This window comes from Micrococcus terreus (assembly GCF_900116905.1).
GTDB classification, from domain to species: Bacteria; Actinomycetota; Actinomycetes; order Actinomycetales; family Micrococcaceae; genus Citricoccus; species Citricoccus terreus.
Genome location: NZ_FPCG01000002.1, coordinates 1 through 17,675 on the forward strand (window position 1 = coordinate 1; position 17,675 = coordinate 17,675).

General features: G+C 69.4%; 21 protein-coding genes, 4 tRNA genes and 1 riboswitch. Of the genes, 9 read left to right on the forward strand and 16 right to left on the reverse strand.

From position 1 onward, the window contains the following. A partial coding sequence (locus BM355_RS02380; protein WP_143109395.1) for an integrase core domain-containing protein occupies nt 1-330 on the forward strand: 330 nt, incomplete at its 5' end. Between the two features lie 84 nt (nt 331-414). After that, nucleotides 415-1,227: a TIGR03085 family metal-binding protein gene (locus tag BM355_RS02385; protein ID WP_091693999.1), complete on the forward strand. Its 813-nt coding sequence runs from the start codon at nt 415-417 to the stop codon at nt 1,225-1,227. Between the two features lie 41 nt (nt 1,228-1,268). Here the strand turns inward: BM355_RS02385 and BM355_RS02390 are convergent, their stop codons facing one another. The 13 genes from BM355_RS02390 to BM355_RS02450 form a co-directional block, all read right to left on the reverse strand. Beyond that, nucleotides 1,269-2,003 (reverse strand): GNAT family N-acetyltransferase, encoded by a 735-nt coding sequence (locus BM355_RS02390; protein WP_091694003.1) that lies wholly within the window; start codon nt 2,001-2,003, stop codon nt 1,269-1,271. Between the two features lie 130 nt (nt 2,004-2,133). Next, nucleotides 2,134-2,904, reverse strand: coding sequence for an imidazole glycerol phosphate synthase subunit HisF (gene hisF, locus BM355_RS02395; RefSeq protein WP_091694007.1), 771 nt, complete (start codon nt 2,902-2,904; stop codon nt 2,134-2,136). Nucleotides 2,905-2,926: 22 nt separating this feature from the next. After that, nucleotides 2,927-3,778, reverse strand: a complete 852-nt coding sequence (gene hisG, locus BM355_RS02400; RefSeq protein WP_091694012.1) for an ATP phosphoribosyltransferase — start codon at nt 3,776-3,778, stop codon at nt 2,927-2,929. A 55-nt stretch (nt 3,779-3,833) separates the two neighbouring features. After that, nucleotides 3,834-4,097 (reverse strand): phosphoribosyl-ATP diphosphatase, encoded by a 264-nt coding sequence (locus BM355_RS02405; protein ID WP_091694016.1) that lies wholly within the window; start codon nt 4,095-4,097, stop codon nt 3,834-3,836. 28 nt (nt 4,098-4,125) lie between these two features. Continuing rightward, nucleotides 4,126-4,635, reverse strand: coding sequence for a 6,7-dimethyl-8-ribityllumazine synthase (ribH, locus tag BM355_RS02410; RefSeq protein WP_091694019.1), 510 nt, complete (start codon nt 4,633-4,635; stop codon nt 4,126-4,128). Continuing rightward, a complete protein-coding gene (gene ribB, locus BM355_RS02415; protein ID WP_177227805.1) occupies nt 4,632-5,291 on the reverse strand; it encodes a 3,4-dihydroxy-2-butanone-4-phosphate synthase in 660 nt (219 codons plus the stop codon). Before ribB ends, ribH begins: the two co-directional genes overlap by 4 nt. Beyond that, nucleotides 5,291-5,947, reverse strand: coding sequence for a riboflavin synthase (locus BM355_RS02420; protein WP_091694022.1), 657 nt, complete (start codon nt 5,945-5,947; stop codon nt 5,291-5,293). Before BM355_RS02420 ends, ribB begins: the two co-directional genes overlap by 1 nt. Beyond that, on the reverse strand, nt 5,925-7,040 hold the full coding sequence (ribD, locus tag BM355_RS02425) for a bifunctional diaminohydroxyphosphoribosylaminopyrimidine deaminase/5-amino-6-(5-phosphoribosylamino)uracil reductase RibD (RefSeq protein ID WP_245760549.1): 1,116 nt from the start codon (nt 7,038-7,040) through the stop codon (nt 5,925-5,927). Before ribD ends, BM355_RS02420 begins: the two co-directional genes overlap by 23 nt. After that, nucleotides 7,037-7,762 (reverse strand): nicotinamide riboside transporter PnuC, encoded by a 726-nt coding sequence (gene pnuC, locus BM355_RS02430; RefSeq protein ID WP_091694026.1) that lies wholly within the window; start codon nt 7,760-7,762, stop codon nt 7,037-7,039. The genes ribD and pnuC overlap by 4 nt, the downstream gene beginning before the upstream one ends. A gap of 166 nt (nt 7,763-7,928) precedes the next feature. After that, nucleotides 7,929-8,075, reverse strand: a riboswitch (FMN riboswitch). Nucleotides 8,076-8,135: 60 nt separating this feature from the next. Then, entirely contained in the window at nt 8,136-8,801 is a 666-nt protein-coding gene (rpe, locus tag BM355_RS02435; protein WP_091694029.1) for a ribulose-phosphate 3-epimerase, read from the reverse strand. Continuing rightward, on the reverse strand, nt 8,801-10,387 hold the full coding sequence (locus tag BM355_RS02440; protein ID WP_091694033.1) for an RsmB/NOP family class I SAM-dependent RNA methyltransferase: 1,587 nt from the start codon (nt 10,385-10,387) through the stop codon (nt 8,801-8,803). The genes rpe and BM355_RS02440 overlap by 1 nt, the downstream gene beginning before the upstream one ends. Then, entirely contained in the window at nt 10,384-11,373 is a 990-nt protein-coding gene (fmt, locus tag BM355_RS02445; protein ID WP_091694038.1) for a methionyl-tRNA formyltransferase, read from the reverse strand. The genes BM355_RS02440 and fmt overlap by 4 nt, the downstream gene beginning before the upstream one ends. Before the next feature lie 49 nt (nt 11,374-11,422). Beyond that, entirely contained in the window at nt 11,423-12,310 is an 888-nt protein-coding gene (locus BM355_RS02450; protein WP_091694044.1) for a cytochrome, read from the reverse strand. Nucleotides 12,311-12,491: 181 nt separating this feature from the next. On the opposite strand from BM355_RS02450, the gene BM355_RS02455 reads away from it, so the two are divergent. From BM355_RS02455 to BM355_RS02470, 4 genes are all read left to right on the forward strand, one after another. Beyond that, nucleotides 12,492-12,565 (forward strand) — tRNA-Gly (locus tag BM355_RS02455). Between the two features lie 19 nt (nt 12,566-12,584). Further along, nucleotides 12,585-12,655: transfer RNA gene (locus tag BM355_RS02460), tRNA-Cys, on the forward strand. Nucleotides 12,656-12,724: 69 nt separating this feature from the next. Next, nucleotides 12,725-12,796 (forward strand) — tRNA-Val (locus BM355_RS02465). Nucleotides 12,797-12,824: 28 nt separating this feature from the next. After that, nucleotides 12,825-12,901 (forward strand) — tRNA-Gly (locus BM355_RS02470). Nucleotides 12,902-13,016: 115 nt separating this feature from the next. Here the strand turns inward: BM355_RS02470 and BM355_RS02475 are convergent. Together BM355_RS02475 and zapE are read right to left on the reverse strand one after the other, a co-directional pair. Beyond that, nucleotides 13,017-13,292: a hypothetical protein gene (locus tag BM355_RS02475; RefSeq protein WP_143109396.1), complete on the reverse strand. Its 276-nt coding sequence runs from the start codon at nt 13,290-13,292 to the stop codon at nt 13,017-13,019. 182 nt (nt 13,293-13,474) lie between these two features. After that, nucleotides 13,475-14,554, reverse strand: a complete 1,080-nt coding sequence (gene zapE / locus BM355_RS02480; RefSeq protein WP_091694054.1) for a cell division protein ZapE — start codon at nt 14,552-14,554, stop codon at nt 13,475-13,477. A 334-nt stretch (nt 14,555-14,888) separates the two neighbouring features. Between zapE and BM355_RS02485 the strand changes: the two genes are divergently transcribed. From BM355_RS02485 to BM355_RS02495, 3 genes are all read left to right on the forward strand, one after another. Then, on the forward strand, nt 14,889-15,785 hold the full coding sequence (locus BM355_RS02485) for a sulfurtransferase (RefSeq protein ID WP_091694058.1): 897 nt from the start codon (nt 14,889-14,891) through the stop codon (nt 15,783-15,785). Nucleotides 15,786-15,915: 130 nt separating this feature from the next. Next, entirely contained in the window at nt 15,916-16,392 is a 477-nt protein-coding gene (locus BM355_RS02490; protein ID WP_091694061.1) for a SufE family protein, read from the forward strand. Then, entirely contained in the window at nt 16,379-16,897 is a 519-nt protein-coding gene (locus BM355_RS02495; protein WP_245760550.1) for an aminoacyl-tRNA deacylase, read from the forward strand. Before BM355_RS02490 ends, BM355_RS02495 begins: the two co-directional genes overlap by 14 nt. A 20-nt stretch (nt 16,898-16,917) precedes the next feature. Here BM355_RS02495 and BM355_RS02500 read toward each other — a convergent pair whose 3' ends face one another. Further along, nucleotides 16,918-17,649, reverse strand: coding sequence for a GOLPH3/VPS74 family protein (locus tag BM355_RS02500; RefSeq protein ID WP_091694066.1), 732 nt, complete (start codon nt 17,647-17,649; stop codon nt 16,918-16,920). Nucleotides 17,650-17,675: the final 26 nt, after the last annotated feature.

Consider the following 17,675-nt stretch of genomic DNA (forward strand, 5'->3'; position numbering starts at 1 on the left):
CGGGCCATCGATTTCTTCGCCGCCCACGGGATCACCCGGATCCAACGGTTGATCACCGATAATGCGTGGGCCTACCGATATTCGCTGCGCGAGGTCTGTGCCCAGAACGGGATCCGGCAGAAGTTCATCAAACCGCATTGCCCCTGGCAGAACGGCAAAGTCGAACGCTTCAACCGGACCCTGGCCACGGAGTGGGCCTACCGGCAGGTCTACACCAGCAACGATCAACGAACCAACGCCCTTGCACCCTGGCTCGAGCACTACAACAATGAACGCCGTCACAGCGCACTAGGAGGCCGCCCACCCGCCAGCCGGCTGCCACCAACCTGATGGCCGGGTACATCTAGGTGCGCGCGAGGGTCCGGTTCCCCAGGGGGCGCGGATTGTCGCCGGGCGTGCTACGTTGCGAACGTCATGACCCTTGCATCCTTCCGCCCCTGGCGGCGGCGCCCCACGCCCCCACCGTCCACCGATCCGTCCCGCCCGTCGGTGTCGGATCCCACCCGTGCATCAGCCGGGGCAGGACCGCAGGCCGTCTGGACCACGCCCACCGGTGCTCCGCACGACTTCACCACCGCCTCACGTGAGGCGCTCGTGGAGGCTCTGGTGGCGGCCGGTCCCGGACATCGGACCCTCTGCGAGGGCTGGCAGACCGAGCATCTGGCGGCCCACATCCACCTGCGCGAGACGTCTGCGCTGGCGGCGGGACTGGCCCTGAAGCCCTGGTCCGGCCCGCTCGAGCGCCGGACCCGTGAACTGGGCGATGCCTCGACCGGGTCCCGGCAGTACCAGCAGCTCGTGGACCGGGTGGCCCGTGGCACGGCCGGATCCGAGCGCGTGGTCACTCGTCTGCGGGCCGCGGCACCAGTGCGCCGTGCCGCTCAGGCGGCCAACCTGCTGGAGTTCTTCGTCCACACCGAGGATGTGCGCCGGGCCCAGGACCGGTGGGCGCCGCGACGGCTCTCCGATGACTACGCGGATGTCCTGTGGGAGGAGCTGTCTCGGCGGGCCCGTCTGCTCTACCGCACGGCTCCCACGGGCGTCCGGCTGGTCCGCACGCCCCGGACCGGTCGAGCCATGGAGGGCACCGCCACCGTGGTCGCCCGTCCCGGTGAGCCCCAGGTGACGATCACCGGCCCCACGGGCGAGCTGATCATGCATGCCTTCGGCCGGCGGGACCACGCCCTGGTGCTGGTGGATCCGCCCGGTTCTGCACTGGAGGGCTGACCGGCCGTCGCCACCGGGGGTCGGCTGCGCAGCGAAGACCTTCAGTGGACGGGAGTCTCCACGGTGCGGGTCAGATAGGAGTAGGAGGCCACCTGCCGGAAGCCTTCCTGCAGGTAGAGTCCTCGAGCCGCTGGCGCAGTGTGCTCCACCTGAAGCCAGAGACCGCTCAGTCCCAGCTGGCGTGCCTGGTGGAAGATTCCCCGGAGCAGCGTCCGGGCCAGCCCCTGCCCGCGGTGCTCCGGATCCACCCACATGCTGTAGATCCCGCCGTACACGGCATCCGAGTCCGGGCGGGGATCCGGCACGAGGGAGACCTTGGCCACGGCGATCGCCGTGCCGGAGTCATCCATCAGTCGCAGGAAACGCGAACGCACTCCGCTGAGCAGCTGACGGAAGACCAGATCTGTGGCCGCATCCAGGTCCCGGGCCAGTCCCCGGCGGATCGCGTCCATCCAGGCGGCGTCTGGGGTCTCGTTCACCAGGATGCGCCCGTCCCACGCCGCCGAGTCCAGGTTCTCGCCCACCTGCGTCCAGAGCACATCGGTGGGAGCCACCGACCGGTACCCCCGGGCGAAGAGGAATTCAGCCAGCTGCCGATGGTGACCTGCCCACTCGGCGGGACGGCCGTCGTCGGGGGTGTCCCCCCGGGGCGGGACAGACGCGGTCCGCCAGAGCTGGAAGGTGGGTGCCAGCCACCGCTCTGCGCTGCGGTGCTCCACCTCCGAGACTGCGGACTCGAAGTCCGCAGGGTCGCGCGGCGCTCCCCAGGGCAGCACGCTGTTGGCTCGGCGGGTCAGGCCGGAGGAGAAGCGAACCGTCCAGTCCTGCAGGGACTGGGTCTCCAGGGCCGGCCAGCCGGCTGCGCTGAGCCGCTGGAGGGTGAGGAGGTCGACGTGGTGGGCGGACTCAGCGGACAGGATGGCCGGCCCCCCGCAGTGCGTCCTTGACCCGGGCGAGCATGTCCACCGGGCCGAAGTGGAAGATCGACGCGGCCAGGACGGCGTCTGCGCCGGCGTCGATGGCCGGGGGGAAGTGCTCGGGCGCTCCGGCGCCGCCCGAGGCGATCAGGGGCACGCGGGTGACGGCCCGGACATCCCGGATCATCTCCAGGTCGAATCCCTGCTGCGTGCCGTCCGCGTCGATCGAGTTCAGCAGGATCTCCCCGACACCGCGCTCGGCCGCCTCCCTGCACCACTCCACGGCGTCCTTGCCGGTGCCGGTGCGGCCTCCATGGGTGGTCACCTCATAGCCCGAGGCGATGCTCGGATCGGTGGTGCGGCGCGCGTCCAGGGAGAGCACGAGGACCTGGGAGCCGAACCGCCGAGTGATCTCGTCGATGACCTCAGGACGGGCCACGGCAGCCGTGTTGATGGAGGCCTTGTCCGCCCCGGAGCGCAGGAGCCGATCCACATCCTCTGCGGTGCGCACTCCCCCGCCGACGGTCAGCGGGATGAAGACCTCCTCGGCGGTCTGGGAGACCACCTCGAAGGTCGTGGCCCGGTCGGCGGTCGAGGCGGTCACGTCCAGGAAGGTCAGTTCGTCGGCACCGGCCTTGTTGTAGCGCCGGGCCAGCTCCACCGGATCACCGGCATCACGGAGGGAGGCGAAGTTCACACCCTTCACCACCCGCCCGGCGTCCACGTCCAGACAGGGGATGACACGTACGGCAAGAGTCACAGCGGCTGCTCCTCGGGAGGCTCTACAGACGGATCGCGTGGATGGCCGAGGCCAGGATGGCTCGAGCGCCGAGGGCGTAGAGGTCGTCCATCACCTTGTTCATCTGGTCCTTCTGGACCATGGAGCGGACAGCGACCCAGTCCTCGTCCTGCAGGGGCGAGATGGTGGGCGACTCCAGCCCCGGCGTGACGGCGGCGGCGGCGTCCAGCAGATCCCGGCGCACGTCATAGTCGATCATCACGTACCGGCGGGCCACCAGGACGCCCTGTAGACGACGCATCAGCACCGAGCGGGCCTCCTCTGAGGCGCCGGAGGGTGCGATGAGGATGGCCTCGGAGGTCATGATCGGATCGCCGAAGGTCTCCATGCCGGCGGCCTTCAGGGTGCTGCCCGTCTCCACCACGTCAGCGATCGCATCGGCCACGCCCAGGGAGACGGAGGACTCCACGGCACCGTCCAGGTGGACGATCCGCTCGGGGGTGACCGACTGGGTGGCCAGGTAGTCCTCCAGCAGCCCGTCATAGCTGGTGGCGATCCGCTTGCCCTCCAGGTCGGCCAACGAGGAGTACCGGCCAGCGGGGGCGGCGAAGCGAAATGTGGAGCGGCCGAAGCCCAAGGCCATGATCTCCTCGGCGGTGTCCCCCACCTGGGCGTCCTGGAACAGATCGCGTCCGGTCAGGCCCAAGTCCAGGGTGCCGGAGCCGACGTAGACCGCGATGTCCCGCGGACGCAGGTAGAAGAACTCGACCTGGTTGTCCGGATCACGCATGACCAGTTCACGGCTGTCACGGCGCTGGCGGTACCCGGCCTCGGTGAAGATCTCACGGGCCGCCTCGGACAGGGCCCCCTTGTTGGGCACGGCGATACGGAGCATGCGGTTCCTCCTGGGAGGGGTCGGGCCGGTCGGCGGAGTGCGGTGCGGGCAGGGCTCAGAGGTGGCGGTAGACGTCGTCCAGGGTCAGGCCCTTGGCGATCATCATCACCTGCAGGTGGTAGAGCAGCTGCGAGATCTCCTCGGCCGTCTCCTGGTCGGACTGGTATTCCGCGGCCATCCAGACCTCGGCGGCCTCCTCCACGACCTTCTTGCCGATCTGATGGATGCCCGCGTCCAGCTCTTCCACGGTGCCGGATCCCTCCGGCCGGGTCTGGGCCTTCTGGGTCAGTTCGGCGAAAAGGTCTTCGAAGGTCTTCACCAGTCCAGGGTAGCGACCTGAGACCGTCTCACCGCTCCGTGACGTCGTGCGCCTGCTCACCCTGGCCGCGCAGGGCGATCTCCGTGAGCACGGCGGCCTCGAACGCCTCGTACCCCTTGTCCTCGGACGATCCTTCGAGTCCGGCTCGGTCCAGTGCCTGCTGATCGGTGTCACAGGTGAGCACGCCGAAGCCGACTGGCGTGCCGGTGCGGAGGGAGACGTCCACCAGTCCCTGGGTGGCCCCGGAGCACACGTAGTCGAAGTGAGGAGTGCCGCCCCGGATGACCACACCGAGCGCGACCACGGCATCCACGACCGGGGCCAGCCGTGCTGCGGCCACGGGCAGCTCGAAGGTCCCGGGGACCCGCACGATCTGCGGAGTGATGCCGAACTTCTCTGCGGCACGCAGTGCACCGGCCAGCAGTCCATCCATCACCTCGGTGTGCCAGCGGGCGGCGACGATCGCCACCCGGAGGTCAGCCGCACGGGCCTCGGCCACCGCCTCGGGGGCGGTCTGCGGTGCTCCATGTCCACTCATCGGGTCACTCCTGCTTCGGCGGTTCGGTGGTCTGAGGGTGTGGTCTGGTCCAGATGCCGACTGAGGTCCTCGATGCTCACCAGCGGCAGTCGGTGGGTGTCGCTGAACTCCCGCAGCGCCGGAAGGCGCATCATCTCTCCGGAGTCGTGCACCAGCTCGGCGATGACGCCCACCGACTCACGGCCGGCCAGGCGGCACAGCTCCACGGATGCCTCGGTGTGGCCTCGCCGCTCCCGGACCCCGCCGGGGACGGCGCGCAGCGGGAACACATGTCCGGGGCGGGTGAAGGAGGAGGGTCCAGAACGGGGTGAGGCCAGCGCCTGCAGCGTGACGGCGCGGTCCGCAGCGGAGATGCCCGTGGTGATCCCGGAGGATGCATCACAGGTGACCGTGTAGGCGGTCTGCTTCGGATCGTCGTTGACCAGGGTCATGGGCGGCAGGTCGAGACGGTCCGCCGTCTCCCCCGGCAGGGCTGCGCACAGCACCCCTGAGGTGTGCCGCACGGTGAAGGCCACCAGATCAGGCGTGGCGGCATCAGCCGCGAAGACGAGGTCGCCTTCGTTCTCACGGTCGGCATCGTCCACCACGACGACGGCCCCGCCGGCTGCCAGCGCGAGGATCGCGTCCTCGATGGCGTCCAGTCGCACGGCGTCCATCAGGCACCTGCTTCCACGGCAGCGGCGGGTGAGGCGGCAGGGCTGGAGGTGAAGGCCGCCAGCCTGGCGGTGTAGCGGGCGATCACGTCGACCTCGAGGTTGACCTGGGCACCGGTGCTGACCCCACCCCACCTGGTGCGGTGCAGGGTCTCCGGGATGAGTCCGACCTCGAACCAGGGGGCAGGGTCCTGCGGGGCGCTCACGGCGGTCACTGTCAGGGAGACCCCGTCCACGGCGATGGATCCCTTCTCGGCGATCAGCGGAGCACAGTCCACCGGCATCTGGATGCGGACGCGGCGCCACCCGCCGAGGTCCTCGGTCTGCACGATCCGCCCGGTGGCGTCCACATGACCCTGGACGATGTGCCCGTCCAGGCGGCCTCCGGCCGGCACACAGCGTTCCAGGTTGACGGTGTCCCCCGGGGCGAGTGCGCCGGTGGTCGTGCGCCGCAGGGTCTCGCCCATGACGTCCACGGTGACGGTCTCTCCGTCCACGGATGCGGCGGTCAGACAGGTGCCGTTCACCGCCAGAGAGGCCCCGAGGTCGAGGTCCTGCGCTGAGGTGGGGGCGTGCAGCACGAGCCGCGCTGCGTCGGATGCGGGCAGCAGCTCGACGTCTCGGACGGTGCCGAGCTCAGAGATGATTCCGGTGAACATGGTCCTCCTGGTCACAGGGGTGGTCGAGGGGTGTCAGGTGCAGCAGGACGTCGCGGCCCAGCCGCCGGATGGACCCGCCGTCGGCGGGGTCCAGGTCGAAGTGACGGGCGTCGGTGAGGGTCTGCACACCCAGAGCGGTCAGCCCCGGTGCTCCGTCGCCGAGCGCGAGCGGTGCCTGGTAGAGGAAGAGTTCATCCACCAGGCCGGCGGCGATCCACGCCGAGAGCACGGTGGGTCCGCCTTCGATCAGCAGATGGCGCACCGGCCTCTGGGGTGGCTGATCGGCCAGCGTCTGCAGGACCTGCTGCGGCGAGCGGGTCCGGACGTGCAGCCAGTCGGCCCGGCGCAGGGCGGCCTGACCGGGGATCTCCCGCAGGCCCTGCACCACGGGCAGCGGCTGCCGGTCCAGATCTGCGCCCACGGCATCACGGGCGGTCAGTCGCGGATCGTCGCTGATGACGGTGCCGGTCCCGACCACGATGGCATCGACCCGCGCTCGGACCTCATGGGCATGCCGTCTCGAGGGGCCACCGGTGATCCACTGGCTGGTGCCGTCGGCCGCCGCCACTCGTCCGTCCAGGCTCTGAGCCAGGTGGGCGGTGATGAACGGCCGCCCCTCCATCCGTGCGCGGTGCCATCGTCGGTTCAGCTGGGCCGCCCCGTGATGTCCGCTCACCTGGACCACGTCCACACCGTGCCATGCCAGCCGTGCCGCCCCGCCGTCGTCGGGACCGGTGGGATCCGGGACCGCGTAGCGCACGGCTCCCAGGCCGGCGTCCAGGATGGCCCGGGAACAGGGCCCGGTGACGCCGTGGTGGTCACACGGCTCCAGGGTGATGTGGATGGTGCAGTCCCTGAGCGGGGGCAGGCTCTCCTGCCCGGCCCGACGGCGGTACGCGGCCAACGCGTCCACCTCGGCATGGTCGGTGCCTCGGCCTCGGTGATGGCCCGTGGCCAGCACGGTGCCGTCCGGTGCCGTGATGACGGCCCCGACCAGAGGGTTGGCTCCGCGGGGGCCACGCAGGGCCTCGGTCACCGCCGTGTCCAGCAGGACGGTGTCCCGGTCGGTCTCCTCCAGGGTCGTCGCCCTCACTGCAGGGTGGGGTCAGGCATGACGGTCTCCACCTGCGGCTTCTCGTTCGCCTTGGCTCGGAGCCAGACGAAGAAGCCGATGAGCGTGAAGACGCCGTAGAACAGGTACATGAAGGCGCTGGCGTAGTAGCCGGCACTCCAGAGCAGGGGGACGCCGACCACGTCCACGGCCACCCAGATGAGCCAGAACTCCACCCACCCCTTGGCCATCCCATAGGTGGCCAGCAGGGACCCGACGAAGGTCCAGGCGTCGGCCCAGACCGGCTCCCAGGAGCCGAGCGCACGGAACACCGGCGTCAGGGCGATGGTGCCGACGATCATGGTCAGGACGATGCCGATCCGGGCCTTCCATCCGGCCCACTGGGGCGTGATGGCGGTGTCCTGACCGCCGGCCTCGCCCTCATGCTGGGTGCGGCGTTCGGCACGGGCGGCCCGCCACTGGACCCAGCCGTAGATCGAGACGGCGATGAACATGATCTGCCGACCGGCCTGGCCCAGCAGGTTCGCGGTGTCGGCACCGCCGAACAGGCTGGAGAGGAAGACGGTCAGCAGGATGATGTTGCCGATGATGCCGACGGGCCAGGCCCAGACCTTGCGGCGCATGCCGCCCAGAGCTGAGGCGAGGCCGAAGACGTTGCCCACGACTTCGCGGACGAGCAGTCCACCCCCGCCGACGGGGATGTACCAGTTGAACAGATCGACGAGCCACCGCAGTGCGTCCATGTGTGATCCTCCTTCGGAGCGCGGCGGCTCCGGGGGATCATGCTGCGGCCTGACGGATGCCCGTGACAGGCACCGATGCGGCGAAGGTGCACCGCAGGTCGGCGGCGGTCGACAGCCTGTCGACCGGTGCGCCTCGTGCGGCGCCCACCGTGGTCGGCAGGTGCGGCACGTGCTTCTCCCATCCAGACTGTGACTGTCGGTACCGGAATTCCACCGGTTCAACCGCTGTACAGACACTCACGGGTGTGAGGCTGACGAGCGGGTCGCGGACTTTGACCGCCGGTTCGGAATTTCACCGACCCCGGAGCACGTGCCGTCCAGTATGCCAGACGTGAGGCCCACCACGCTCACGTATCACTGTGTGACACAGCTCTCAGACCAGAGGTGCTCGGCGCAGCTGGTCGATCGCCGCTTCGGGGTCATCCGCTCCGTAGACCGCAGATCCGGCGACGAAGACGTCGGCTCCGGCCTCCGCCGCCCTCAGGATGGTCTCCCTGGTGATGCCGCCGTCCACCTGAAGGGCCACGGGGACCCCGGCTCCGTCCAAAGCCTGGCGGGCTCGTCGGATCTTGGGCAGGACCACGTCCAGGAACGGCTGGCCGCCGAATCCGGGCTCCACGGTCATCAGCAGCAGCATGTCCAGCTCAGGAAGCATGTCCAGGTACGGCTCCACGGGGGTGGCCGGCTTCAGGGCCATGCCGGCACGGGCACCTCGGTGGCGCAGCTCGCGGGCCAGCCGGATTGGCGCGCCGGAGGCTTCGGCGTGGAAGGTCACCGACTCTGCTCCCAGGTCCGCATACTCCGGTGCCCATCGATCGGCGTCCTCGATCATCAGGTGGATGTCGAGCGGCAGTGAGGTGGCCTTCCGGATCGCTGAGACCACCGGAGCCCCCAGGGTCAGGTTGGGCACGAAGTGGTTGTCCATCACGTCCACATGGACGGCGTCGGCCGTGCTGATCCGCTCGAGCTCCTCGGCCAGCCGGGCGAAGTCCGCCGAGAGGATGGAGGGGTGGATGTGGATGGGTCGTTCGGCGAGCATCAGGACTCCTGGTCAGGATCGATGGCGGCGGCGCCCGAGGGTCGGGCGCGGAACAGGGCCAGGAACATGGCGTCTGTGGCATGCAGATGCGGCCACAGCTGGGCCGTGCCAGGGTGCTCTGGACCGGCCACGGTGGACCGCTCCAGGCCTGGTGCCACGGAGATCATCGCGTCGGGCGCATCGAGGAGCTCGAGCTGCGGATGTCGGCGCAGCAGATCCTGCACCTGGACCACGGTCTCGGCCGGGTGGGGAGAGCAGGCGACATAGGCCAGCACTCCTCCCGGCGCCAGGACTCCGACAGCGCTGTCCAGCAGCTCTCGTTGGAGGTCGGTCAGCGGAGCCAGGTCGGAGGGCTGCCGGCGCCACCGGGACTCCGGACGACGCCGCAGGGCCCCGAGACCCGTGCACGGGGCATCGACCAGGATCCGATGGAAGTCCCCGGAGGGGCCCCGGCGGTCCTCTCCGATGGTCCGGCCGTCGCCGGTGCGGAGGGACCAGGACTGCTGGGGCACGGCGGTCAGCGCCTGCTCCACCAAGCGGGACCGATGGGCCGCCACCTCGTTGGCCAGCAGATGCGCCCCGCGTTCGGCGGCCAGCGCAGCCAGCAGGGCGGCTTTGCCGCCCGGGCCGGCGCACAGGTCCAGCCAGCGTTCTGGTTCGGATCCATCGCGCTGATCGAGCGGGGCCGCCGCCAGGGCTCTGGCCGTGAGCTGGGACCCCACGTCCTGCACCCGGACCGTGCCTTCGCGGACGCCAGGGATCCGCCCTGCATCACCGCCACGGAACAGCGCCGAGCCTGGAGCCAGCGGGCCGGCCTCAGCGCCGTGCGCCAGGACCGGGTCCAGGTCACCGAGCCCAGGCAGGGCCACCAGGTTCAGCACCGGAGCGGCATTGTCGGCCTCCAGCAGGTCGGTGATCTCCTGCGCAGGTCGACCATGGGTGACCAGCGATTGGCGCAGCGCCCGGACGATCCACTGGGGATGGGAATGGCGGATGGACTGGGCGGATTCACTGGTGGGGTCGGGAGTGAGCCGGTCCAGCCACTCGTCGCGATCCTGCGCGGCCACCTTGCGCAGCACGGCGTTGACCAGGCCCGACGGTCCGGCGCCGATCTGGTCCCGGACGAGCGCGACCGTGGAGTCGAGCGCGGCGTGGGCCTTCACGCGCATCCCGAGGAGCTGATGGGCGCCGAGTCTCAGTGCGTCCAAGACGGGGGCGTCCAGCTGTCCCAGAGGGCGATCGACGCACTCCGCCAGGATGGCGTCGTACAGCCCCTGCCCTCGCAGGGCTCCGTAGGTCAGCTCGGTGGCGAAACCGGCATCCCGCTGGTCCAGGTGGTGATGGGCGATCCTCTGCGGCAGCACCAGGTTGGCGTAGGCATCGTCCTGGGACACCGCACGCAGGACCTCGTACGCCGTCAACCGCGCCGGGTCTGCCGTGCGACGACGCTCCCGCGGCACTGAGGCGGAGTACTGCCGTGGTCCGCCCGACTGTCCACGGTTGCGGGTGCGGCCCTGGCTGTCGCGGCGGGGGCCTCCACGGCGACTGAACGAGCGGCCCGCGTCCTGCTGGCCTGGAGGTGTCATGACTGCTCTCCTGTGATGAATCGTCGGTCCGGGTCCTGGCCGCGGAACCAGTCGACGGCGCGCATGGGCTTCTTGCCGGAGGGTTGGACCTGGTCCAGTCGAACCGTCCCGTCGCCGCAGACCAGGTGCAGGGTCCGCTTGGTGGCGACCAGGGAACCACTCGGACGCCCTTCTGCCAAGACATCGGCGCTCCCGTGGTCCGGCGAGGCCCCGATCAGCTTGATCCGCTGGGGTGTCGGCTCGTCCGTCTCGGCCCAGGCGCCGGGCTCCGGGGTGACACCGTTGATGCGGGCGGCCACGACGACGGCCGGCTGGGCCGGGTCGATGCGACCATCGGCCTGGGTCAGTTTGGGGGCATAGCTGGGCTCGCCCACCTGCGGCGTGGCCTGAACATCACCGGCGTGGATCTGCTGGACCGTCCGCGCCAGCAGCTCTGCCCCCCTGACGGCGAGATCGGCCAGGACCTCGCCGGCGGTCTCGTCCTGGCGCAGGTCCCGTTCGAACCGAGAGAAGACCGGCCCGGTGTCCAGCCCCTCCTCGAGCTGGAAGACACAGGCGCCGGTCCGATCTTCTCCGGCGATCACGGCATGCTGGACCGGAGCGGCGCCCCGGTAGGCAGGCAGCAGGGAGAAGTGGAGGTTGACCCATCCGCGGCGCGGAAGGGCCAGTCCCGCAGGTGGAACCAGTCCGCCGTAGGCCACCACGGCGGCGATGTCCAGGTCCAGACCGGCGATCTGCTGGAGCACAGGCGCTCCCGACTCGCCGGTGAGGCGGGCGGTCTTGAGGAGAGGGATGCCGAGCTCGTCGGCCTTCTGGGCCACGGGCGAGGGAGTCAGGACCCTCTTGCGCCCGAGGGGGGCATCCGGACGTGTGAGCACCGCAACGACGTCCGCGCCAGCGGCCACCAGTGCCTCCAGTGAGGGCACCGCGGCCTGCGGAGTCCCGGCGAACAGCACCCGCGGCGGAGTGTCCTGCGCGGGGATCATCGCACCGCTCCGATCATGATGGTCCAGTTCACAGTGGGGTTCCTCGTGGTCACCCGACCACCCTAGTGGGCACGCCGTCTGCCACTGGAGCAGCGGTGGGCGGCGGAGGACCGATCGGTCGCAGAGCCGGGCCCGCCTCCTCTGCTCGCCGAGAGTGCTCCCAGACCTGTCGCAGCGCCCAGAACTTGTGCCAGTGCGCCGGCAGGACCTGGGGATTGGCCTGATGGGCCACCACCTCGGTCTGTCCGACGGCCACTCCCAGCAGCAGCCCGGCTTCGCCGTGCTCCCACGGCGCCCAGGTCCCGGCAGCGGCGTCGACCAGCTGCTCCTCGGCCTTGAGGCCTGCCACCAGCTGCATCACCACTTTGGGATCCAGGGACTTGACTCGGCCGTCACGCGTGGTGCCCTTGGTCTTGTAGTCGACCAGACACACGCGTCCCCCGATGGTGGCGACCAGGTCCAGCGTACCGGCGTAGCCGACGCTGGCGTTCCAGACCGTCAGCTCCGTGGCGAGCGGGCGGACCTCGTAGAGGTCCCACCACTCGTCGAATCGATCAGCGTAGGCGGACTCGCCGTGCTCGGCCAGACGTTCCCTCGCCTCAGCCATCGTGTGCGGACGCCCCAGCGCCCGCAGCCCCACCTGCTCGCAGTAGTCGTGGACCCGGTCCCCGCGCGCGGCTGCCTGGTCCCGGTACCGGGCGGCGGCGTCGGAGGCATGGCGCGCCACCGTCTTGAGCTGGGCCTTGGAGCCGACGGCCTGGGGCAGGCGCGGGTCATCCACCACAGCGGTGGCCGCCATATGGCCGATCCACCCGTCCAGGTCCACACTCTGCTGGCCGATGACGGTGGTGATGGAGGGGACCTCGGGCAGTCCGCCCAGGCTCCGGGCGTACATGCGACCGGCTGCGGTCTGGTGGGCAAGCTGTGGCTGGGTCATGGTGATCCATTCTCCCATCGGCACGGACACGTTAGGGCGGTGCCAGGCAGCCGCCTGCCACGACTGCGCACCGGGTGAGACACGCCACGCCCCCATGATTGGACGTGCTGGCCGAGGTGGGATAAAGTCGCTGTCTGTTGGAAATCGCGGTGACCGACCAGATCGGTCACCTGTTTTCTGTGCGGATGTAGCTCAGTTGGCTAGAGCGCCACCTTGCCAAGGTGGAGGTCGCGGGTTCGAATCCCGTCATCCGCTCGCAAGTCTCCACAACCCTGGTCGGGTGGCCGAGAGGCGAGGCAGCGGCCTGCAAAGCCGTATACGCGGGTTCGAATCCCGTCCCGACCTCGCAGCATGGGCTGTCCGCTAGGATGGAACCTGCTTCACTCAAGGATCCGGTTGCACCGGACACCTCGAGCGCGATTGGCGCAGCGGTAGCGCGCTTCCCTGACACGGAAGAGGTCACTGGTTCGATCCCAGTATCGCGCACAGACGGTCTGACTCTCAGACCGATCTCGCGGATGTAGCTCAGTTGGCTAGAGCGCCACCTTGCCAAGGTGGAGGTCGCGGGTTCGAATCCCGTCATCCGCTCCACACCAGGAAGCCCGGACCGCCAGGTCCGGGCTTCTTCGTTCTTCGGAGGGGCCGTCAGCCGCACTCACCGCATCAGTGCCTCGCCCTGCTTCCGACTCCTCACGTCAGCGACTGATCAGGCCGATGGGGCCATGGGTCCGGCGCGTCGTGCATGAAGGGCGATCCACAGTGCCAGGGCCCCATGAAGTGGGGTGAGGAGCAGGAAGAGCAGCCCTGTCCAGTCGTCCTCGCGCGAGGACAGTGCCCCTGCCGTGACGATCAGCATGATGGACAGGCTCGACAAGGCGAGTATCCCGACCCGGCTGGCGCCTGGACGCGAGACGCCTGCGGTCACCATGCCCCAGGTGAGGACGGCGGAGACCAGGCTCAGCAGCAGCATGGCGAGGAGCATGGCCCACGCGTCCACGACGAGAACGGGAACCAGAGGAACGAGAGCCCAGGGCAAGAGGGACAAAACGGCATAGAGGACAATCACTGCTGTCTTGACGTTCAAGCCATGTCCCTTCAGATGCGTTCGGTCACGGTGACCGGAGAGACATGATCACAGGGTCAGGCGGGCGGTGGTGCGTCCGTTCAGGCCCCCTCGGTCTCCCCCGTCTGCCCTTCGCGGACCAGAGCCGTCATCCTCGAGACCGTGCGGAAGTACTTCTTCATGTAGCCGCCGTTCATCATCTCCTCCGTGAAGAGCTGATCGAAGGCCGTCCCGGAGGCGACTACGGGAACGTCCTTGTCGTAGAGGCGGTCAGCCAGGACCACGAAGCGCAGCGCCATGGCCTGCTCGGTGATGGTCTGCACCTCATGCAGCACCATGACGTCGATGTCCTTGACCAGTTCTCGGTACCGGCTGGGGTGGACCCGGGAGAGGTTCGCGGTCAGATCGGAGAACCGGTCATCGGAGATCACCTGAGCCTCGGGGAAGTTCTGGGTGGCCACCGCCATCAGCTCATGATCGGCCAGCGGCTCCGGCGCCTTGGCCAGCCCGCGGTGACGGTAGTCCTCGCCATCCACCTTGAGCACCTCGAACTGTTCGGAGAGGACCTGGATCTCCCGCTTGAAGTCCACCGCCGCGAAGCGGCCTTCGCCCAGCGACCCGGGCAGCGTGTTCGACGTGGCCGCCAACTTCACGCCGGCGTCTGCCAGCTCACGCATCAGGCGGGACATCAGGACCGTGTCACCGGGATCGTCCAGCTCGAACTCATCGATGCAGACGAGCCGGTACTCCTTGAGGATGTCCACCGTCCGCCGGAACGAGAGTGCTCCGACCAGGTTGGTGTACTCCACGAAGGTGCCGAAGGCCTTGGGGCCCGGCGCCGCGTGCCACAGCGAGGCCAGCAGGTGGGTCTTGCCCACGCCGAAGCCGCCGTCGAGGTAGATTCCGTTGGGCTGGGCCCCGGAGCCGCGGGACGACTTCTTCTTGCCCCCGAACAGTCCGGAGAGGAATCCTCCCGCCCCTCCGGCCCCGCCGGTCCCTCCCATGGAGGCGGCGAAGTCACGCAGTCGCTGCACGGCCTGGGCCTGAGACGGGTGTGCCGGATCGGGGATGTACGTGTCGAAGGAGACCTCACCGAATCGGTAGGAGGGGTGGAACCCCTCGAGGAGCTCCTCGGCAGTGACCTGCGGGGTGCGCTCGGAGAGGTGAACGGTCTCGGCCACGATCGGCTCCATCCTGGCACTGGGCCACTGCGGACTGGTGAAGGCGTCTCCCCCCACTGGCGCCCAACGCAAGGAGACCCTGTCACTCTACCGGGGTGACCGTCGTCGGGAGGGTGACGGGGCGTGCCGAAGCGAGGGGCTCCTCCCCCGCTGTGTCCGCTCAGAGCCGAGAATGTGGCGCCGTATGACCTCCAGAGGTGTCTGAGTGCTCCTGACGCCCATCCGACCGCGACTCTGCGAGGCCGCACCGATAGGCTGGCGGAGGCCTATGACGGCTTTCCGCCCCCTCCACCGTCCGGATCGGGCTCCAGCGACACGAAAGGCTCAGTCGAGGATGACCAGCACCACCGAGAACACCGAGTTCAGCGAGTACGCCCACCCGGAGAAGCTCGTCTCCACCCAGTGGGTGGCAGACCATATCGGCGACGAGAACGTGGTGGTGCTGGAGTCCAACGAGGACACCCTGCTGTACAGCACCGGACACATCCCCGGTGCCATCAAGATCGACTGGCACACCGAGCTCAACGATCCCGTGACCCGCGACTTCGTGGGACCTGAGGCCTTCGCGGAGATGGCCGCCTCCAAGGGGATCGGCCCCGACACCACCGTGGTCTTCTACGGCGACAAGTCCAACTGGTGGGCCGCCTACGCCCTGTGGGTCTTCACCCTGTACGGCCACCGCGACACCCGTCTGATGAACGGCGGACGGGACAAGTGGATCGCCGAGGGACGTGAGCAGACCCGCGAGGTCCCCCAGGTCCACCGCGCCGAGTATCCCGTCACCCAGCGTGATGACACCACCGAGCGCGCCTCCCGCGAGGATGTGCTGGGCCACTTCGGCAAGCCGCTGGTGGACGTGCGCTCCCCGCAGGAGTACACCGGAGAGACCACGCACATGGCCGGCTACCCGCAGGAGGGCACCCTGCGCGGCGGCCACATCCCCACGGCGGCATCGGTCCCCTGGGCCAAGGCCGCGAACGAGGACGGCACCTTCAAGTCCCGCGCCGAACTGGAGGCCCTCTACCGTGACGAGGCCGGCCTGGGCGACGCTGACGAGGTGATCGCCTACTGCCGGATCGGTGAGCGCTCCTCCCACACCTGGTTCGTGCTCAAGCACCTGTTGGGCTACCAGAACGTGCGCAACTACGACGGCTCGTGGACCGAGTGGGGCAATGCCGTTCGCCTGCCGATCGCCGTTGGTGAGGAACCGGGCGAGGCACCCGCGCTCTGAGCGGGCCGTCCTTCCGCGGGGACACTGACGCCGGTCAGGACTAGGCTGGGGTGCGGCGCTGACGCTGCACCCCAGCTCTGTTCTGACCCGACGCCGTTCTCCAGCACCCGTCCGAAGGGACCTTCTGCCGATGACCACCTCCGAGCTTCCTGCCTCCCTCGCCGAGATCGTGGAGGACTTCCAGTCCGTGCCGGATCCGCAGCGGCTGGAGCTGCTGCTGGAGTTCTCGGACGAGCTGCCGGACCTGCCCGAGCGCTACGACGGGCACGCTGAGGAGATGGAACAGGTCATCGAGTGCCAGACACCGCTGTTCCTGGCCGTGGAGCTGGACCGCAGCGGCGACCACTCCGCAGACCCGTTGGTGCAGCTCTACGTCGCTGCGCCGGCGGAGGCGCCCACCTCCCGCGGTTTCGCCTCGGTGCTGCAGCAGGGGGTGGCCGGCCTGCCGGCTTCGACCGTCCTGGAGGTGCCGGAGGACCTGGCCTCCCGCCTGGGTCTGGCCAAGGCGCTGACGCCCCTGAGGCTGCGCGGGATGTCCGCTCTACTCGGTCGGCTCAAGCGCAATGTGCGCGAGCAGCTGGCCGAGTCCACCGGTGACCAGGCCTGACCGCTCCCGCCGGGCCACACCCGCGCTGGCGGCTGTGCTCGCCGCAGGGGTCCCCCACGAGGTCCTGACCTACACCGTGACCGAGGTCCACCCGGGCCAGGGGTATGGGCTGGCCGTGGCCCGGGCCTTAGGGATCGACCCCGCTCAGATGTTCAAGACCCTGATGGTCCAGGGACCGGAGGGACAGATCGGCACTGCCGTGATCCCGGTGGAGTGCTCTCTGGAGCTGAAGTCGGCGGCGGTCGCCTTCGGCTGGAAGAGGAGCGTGCTGGCCACACCGGAGGTCGCCGAGCGGCGCTCCGGATCGGTGGTCGGCGGGATCTCTCCTCTGGGGCACCGCCGCCCCTCGCCGGTGGCGTTGGACCGGTCGGCACAGGATCTGGAGGAGCTGGGCGCATCGATCATCGTCTCCGCCGGCCAGCGTGGACTGAGCCTCCGGTTGTCCCCCGCAGACCTGGTTCGTCTCACCGACGCCATGGTCGTTCCGCTGACGGTCCCCGTCTGAGCCGCCGTTGCGGCACGGGCTCAGTCCAGTGCGGACGCCCCACCGGTGGTGGCTACCAGGTACTCGGCGATCGCGTTCTGGGTCGCCTGCAACGCCTCCGCCACCGAGTCGCGGGTGGACCCCTCACCCACCGGAGTGGTGGACAGCGCCCTCAGATCCGCGGTGTGCCGGTCCGGGAAGACCACATGGAGCAGCCGGGTGCTGCGCAGCAGGGAGATCAGCGGCCAGGTGACGGCGTCTGCCGGGGCCGATCCGTAGAGCACCTCTCCGATCCGGGCCCGCAGGTCCAGTTCCGGGTTCGGGTCCGCCTCCGGGTACCGCTCCCGGCGGAAGAGACCCAGCACCTTCCCCTCCGTGTGCTCGATGATCCCCCGGGACTCCAGTGACTGCAGCAGGGCCTCCCGCAGCTCGGACCGGGAGAAACGGTTGATCCACTGTTCGGCATCGCGCGGCGGGTGCTCCCGGCCGTGATCGGCGATGATGCCCAGGACCTGGGCCAGGGGACGCTCCAGACCCTCCACCGCAGACCCTGACGCCGGCTCGACCAGGACCTCATCCCGTGTCACCGTCAGGTGCCCTCGCCCCGCCAGATCCGCCAGCACGGCCCCGGCCAGGGCAAGTCCGGAGGTGGAGCCGTCCAGCAGGAGCCGGCCGCCGCGCTCGTCCAGATCCAGCAGCAGGAAGTACTCGGCCAGGTTCAGGGGCCGATCGGCGGCACCTGTGGACGCGGCCTCGTGCGGTGTGGTGGTCATGGTCGGCTCCTGAGGTGGTCGGTGTG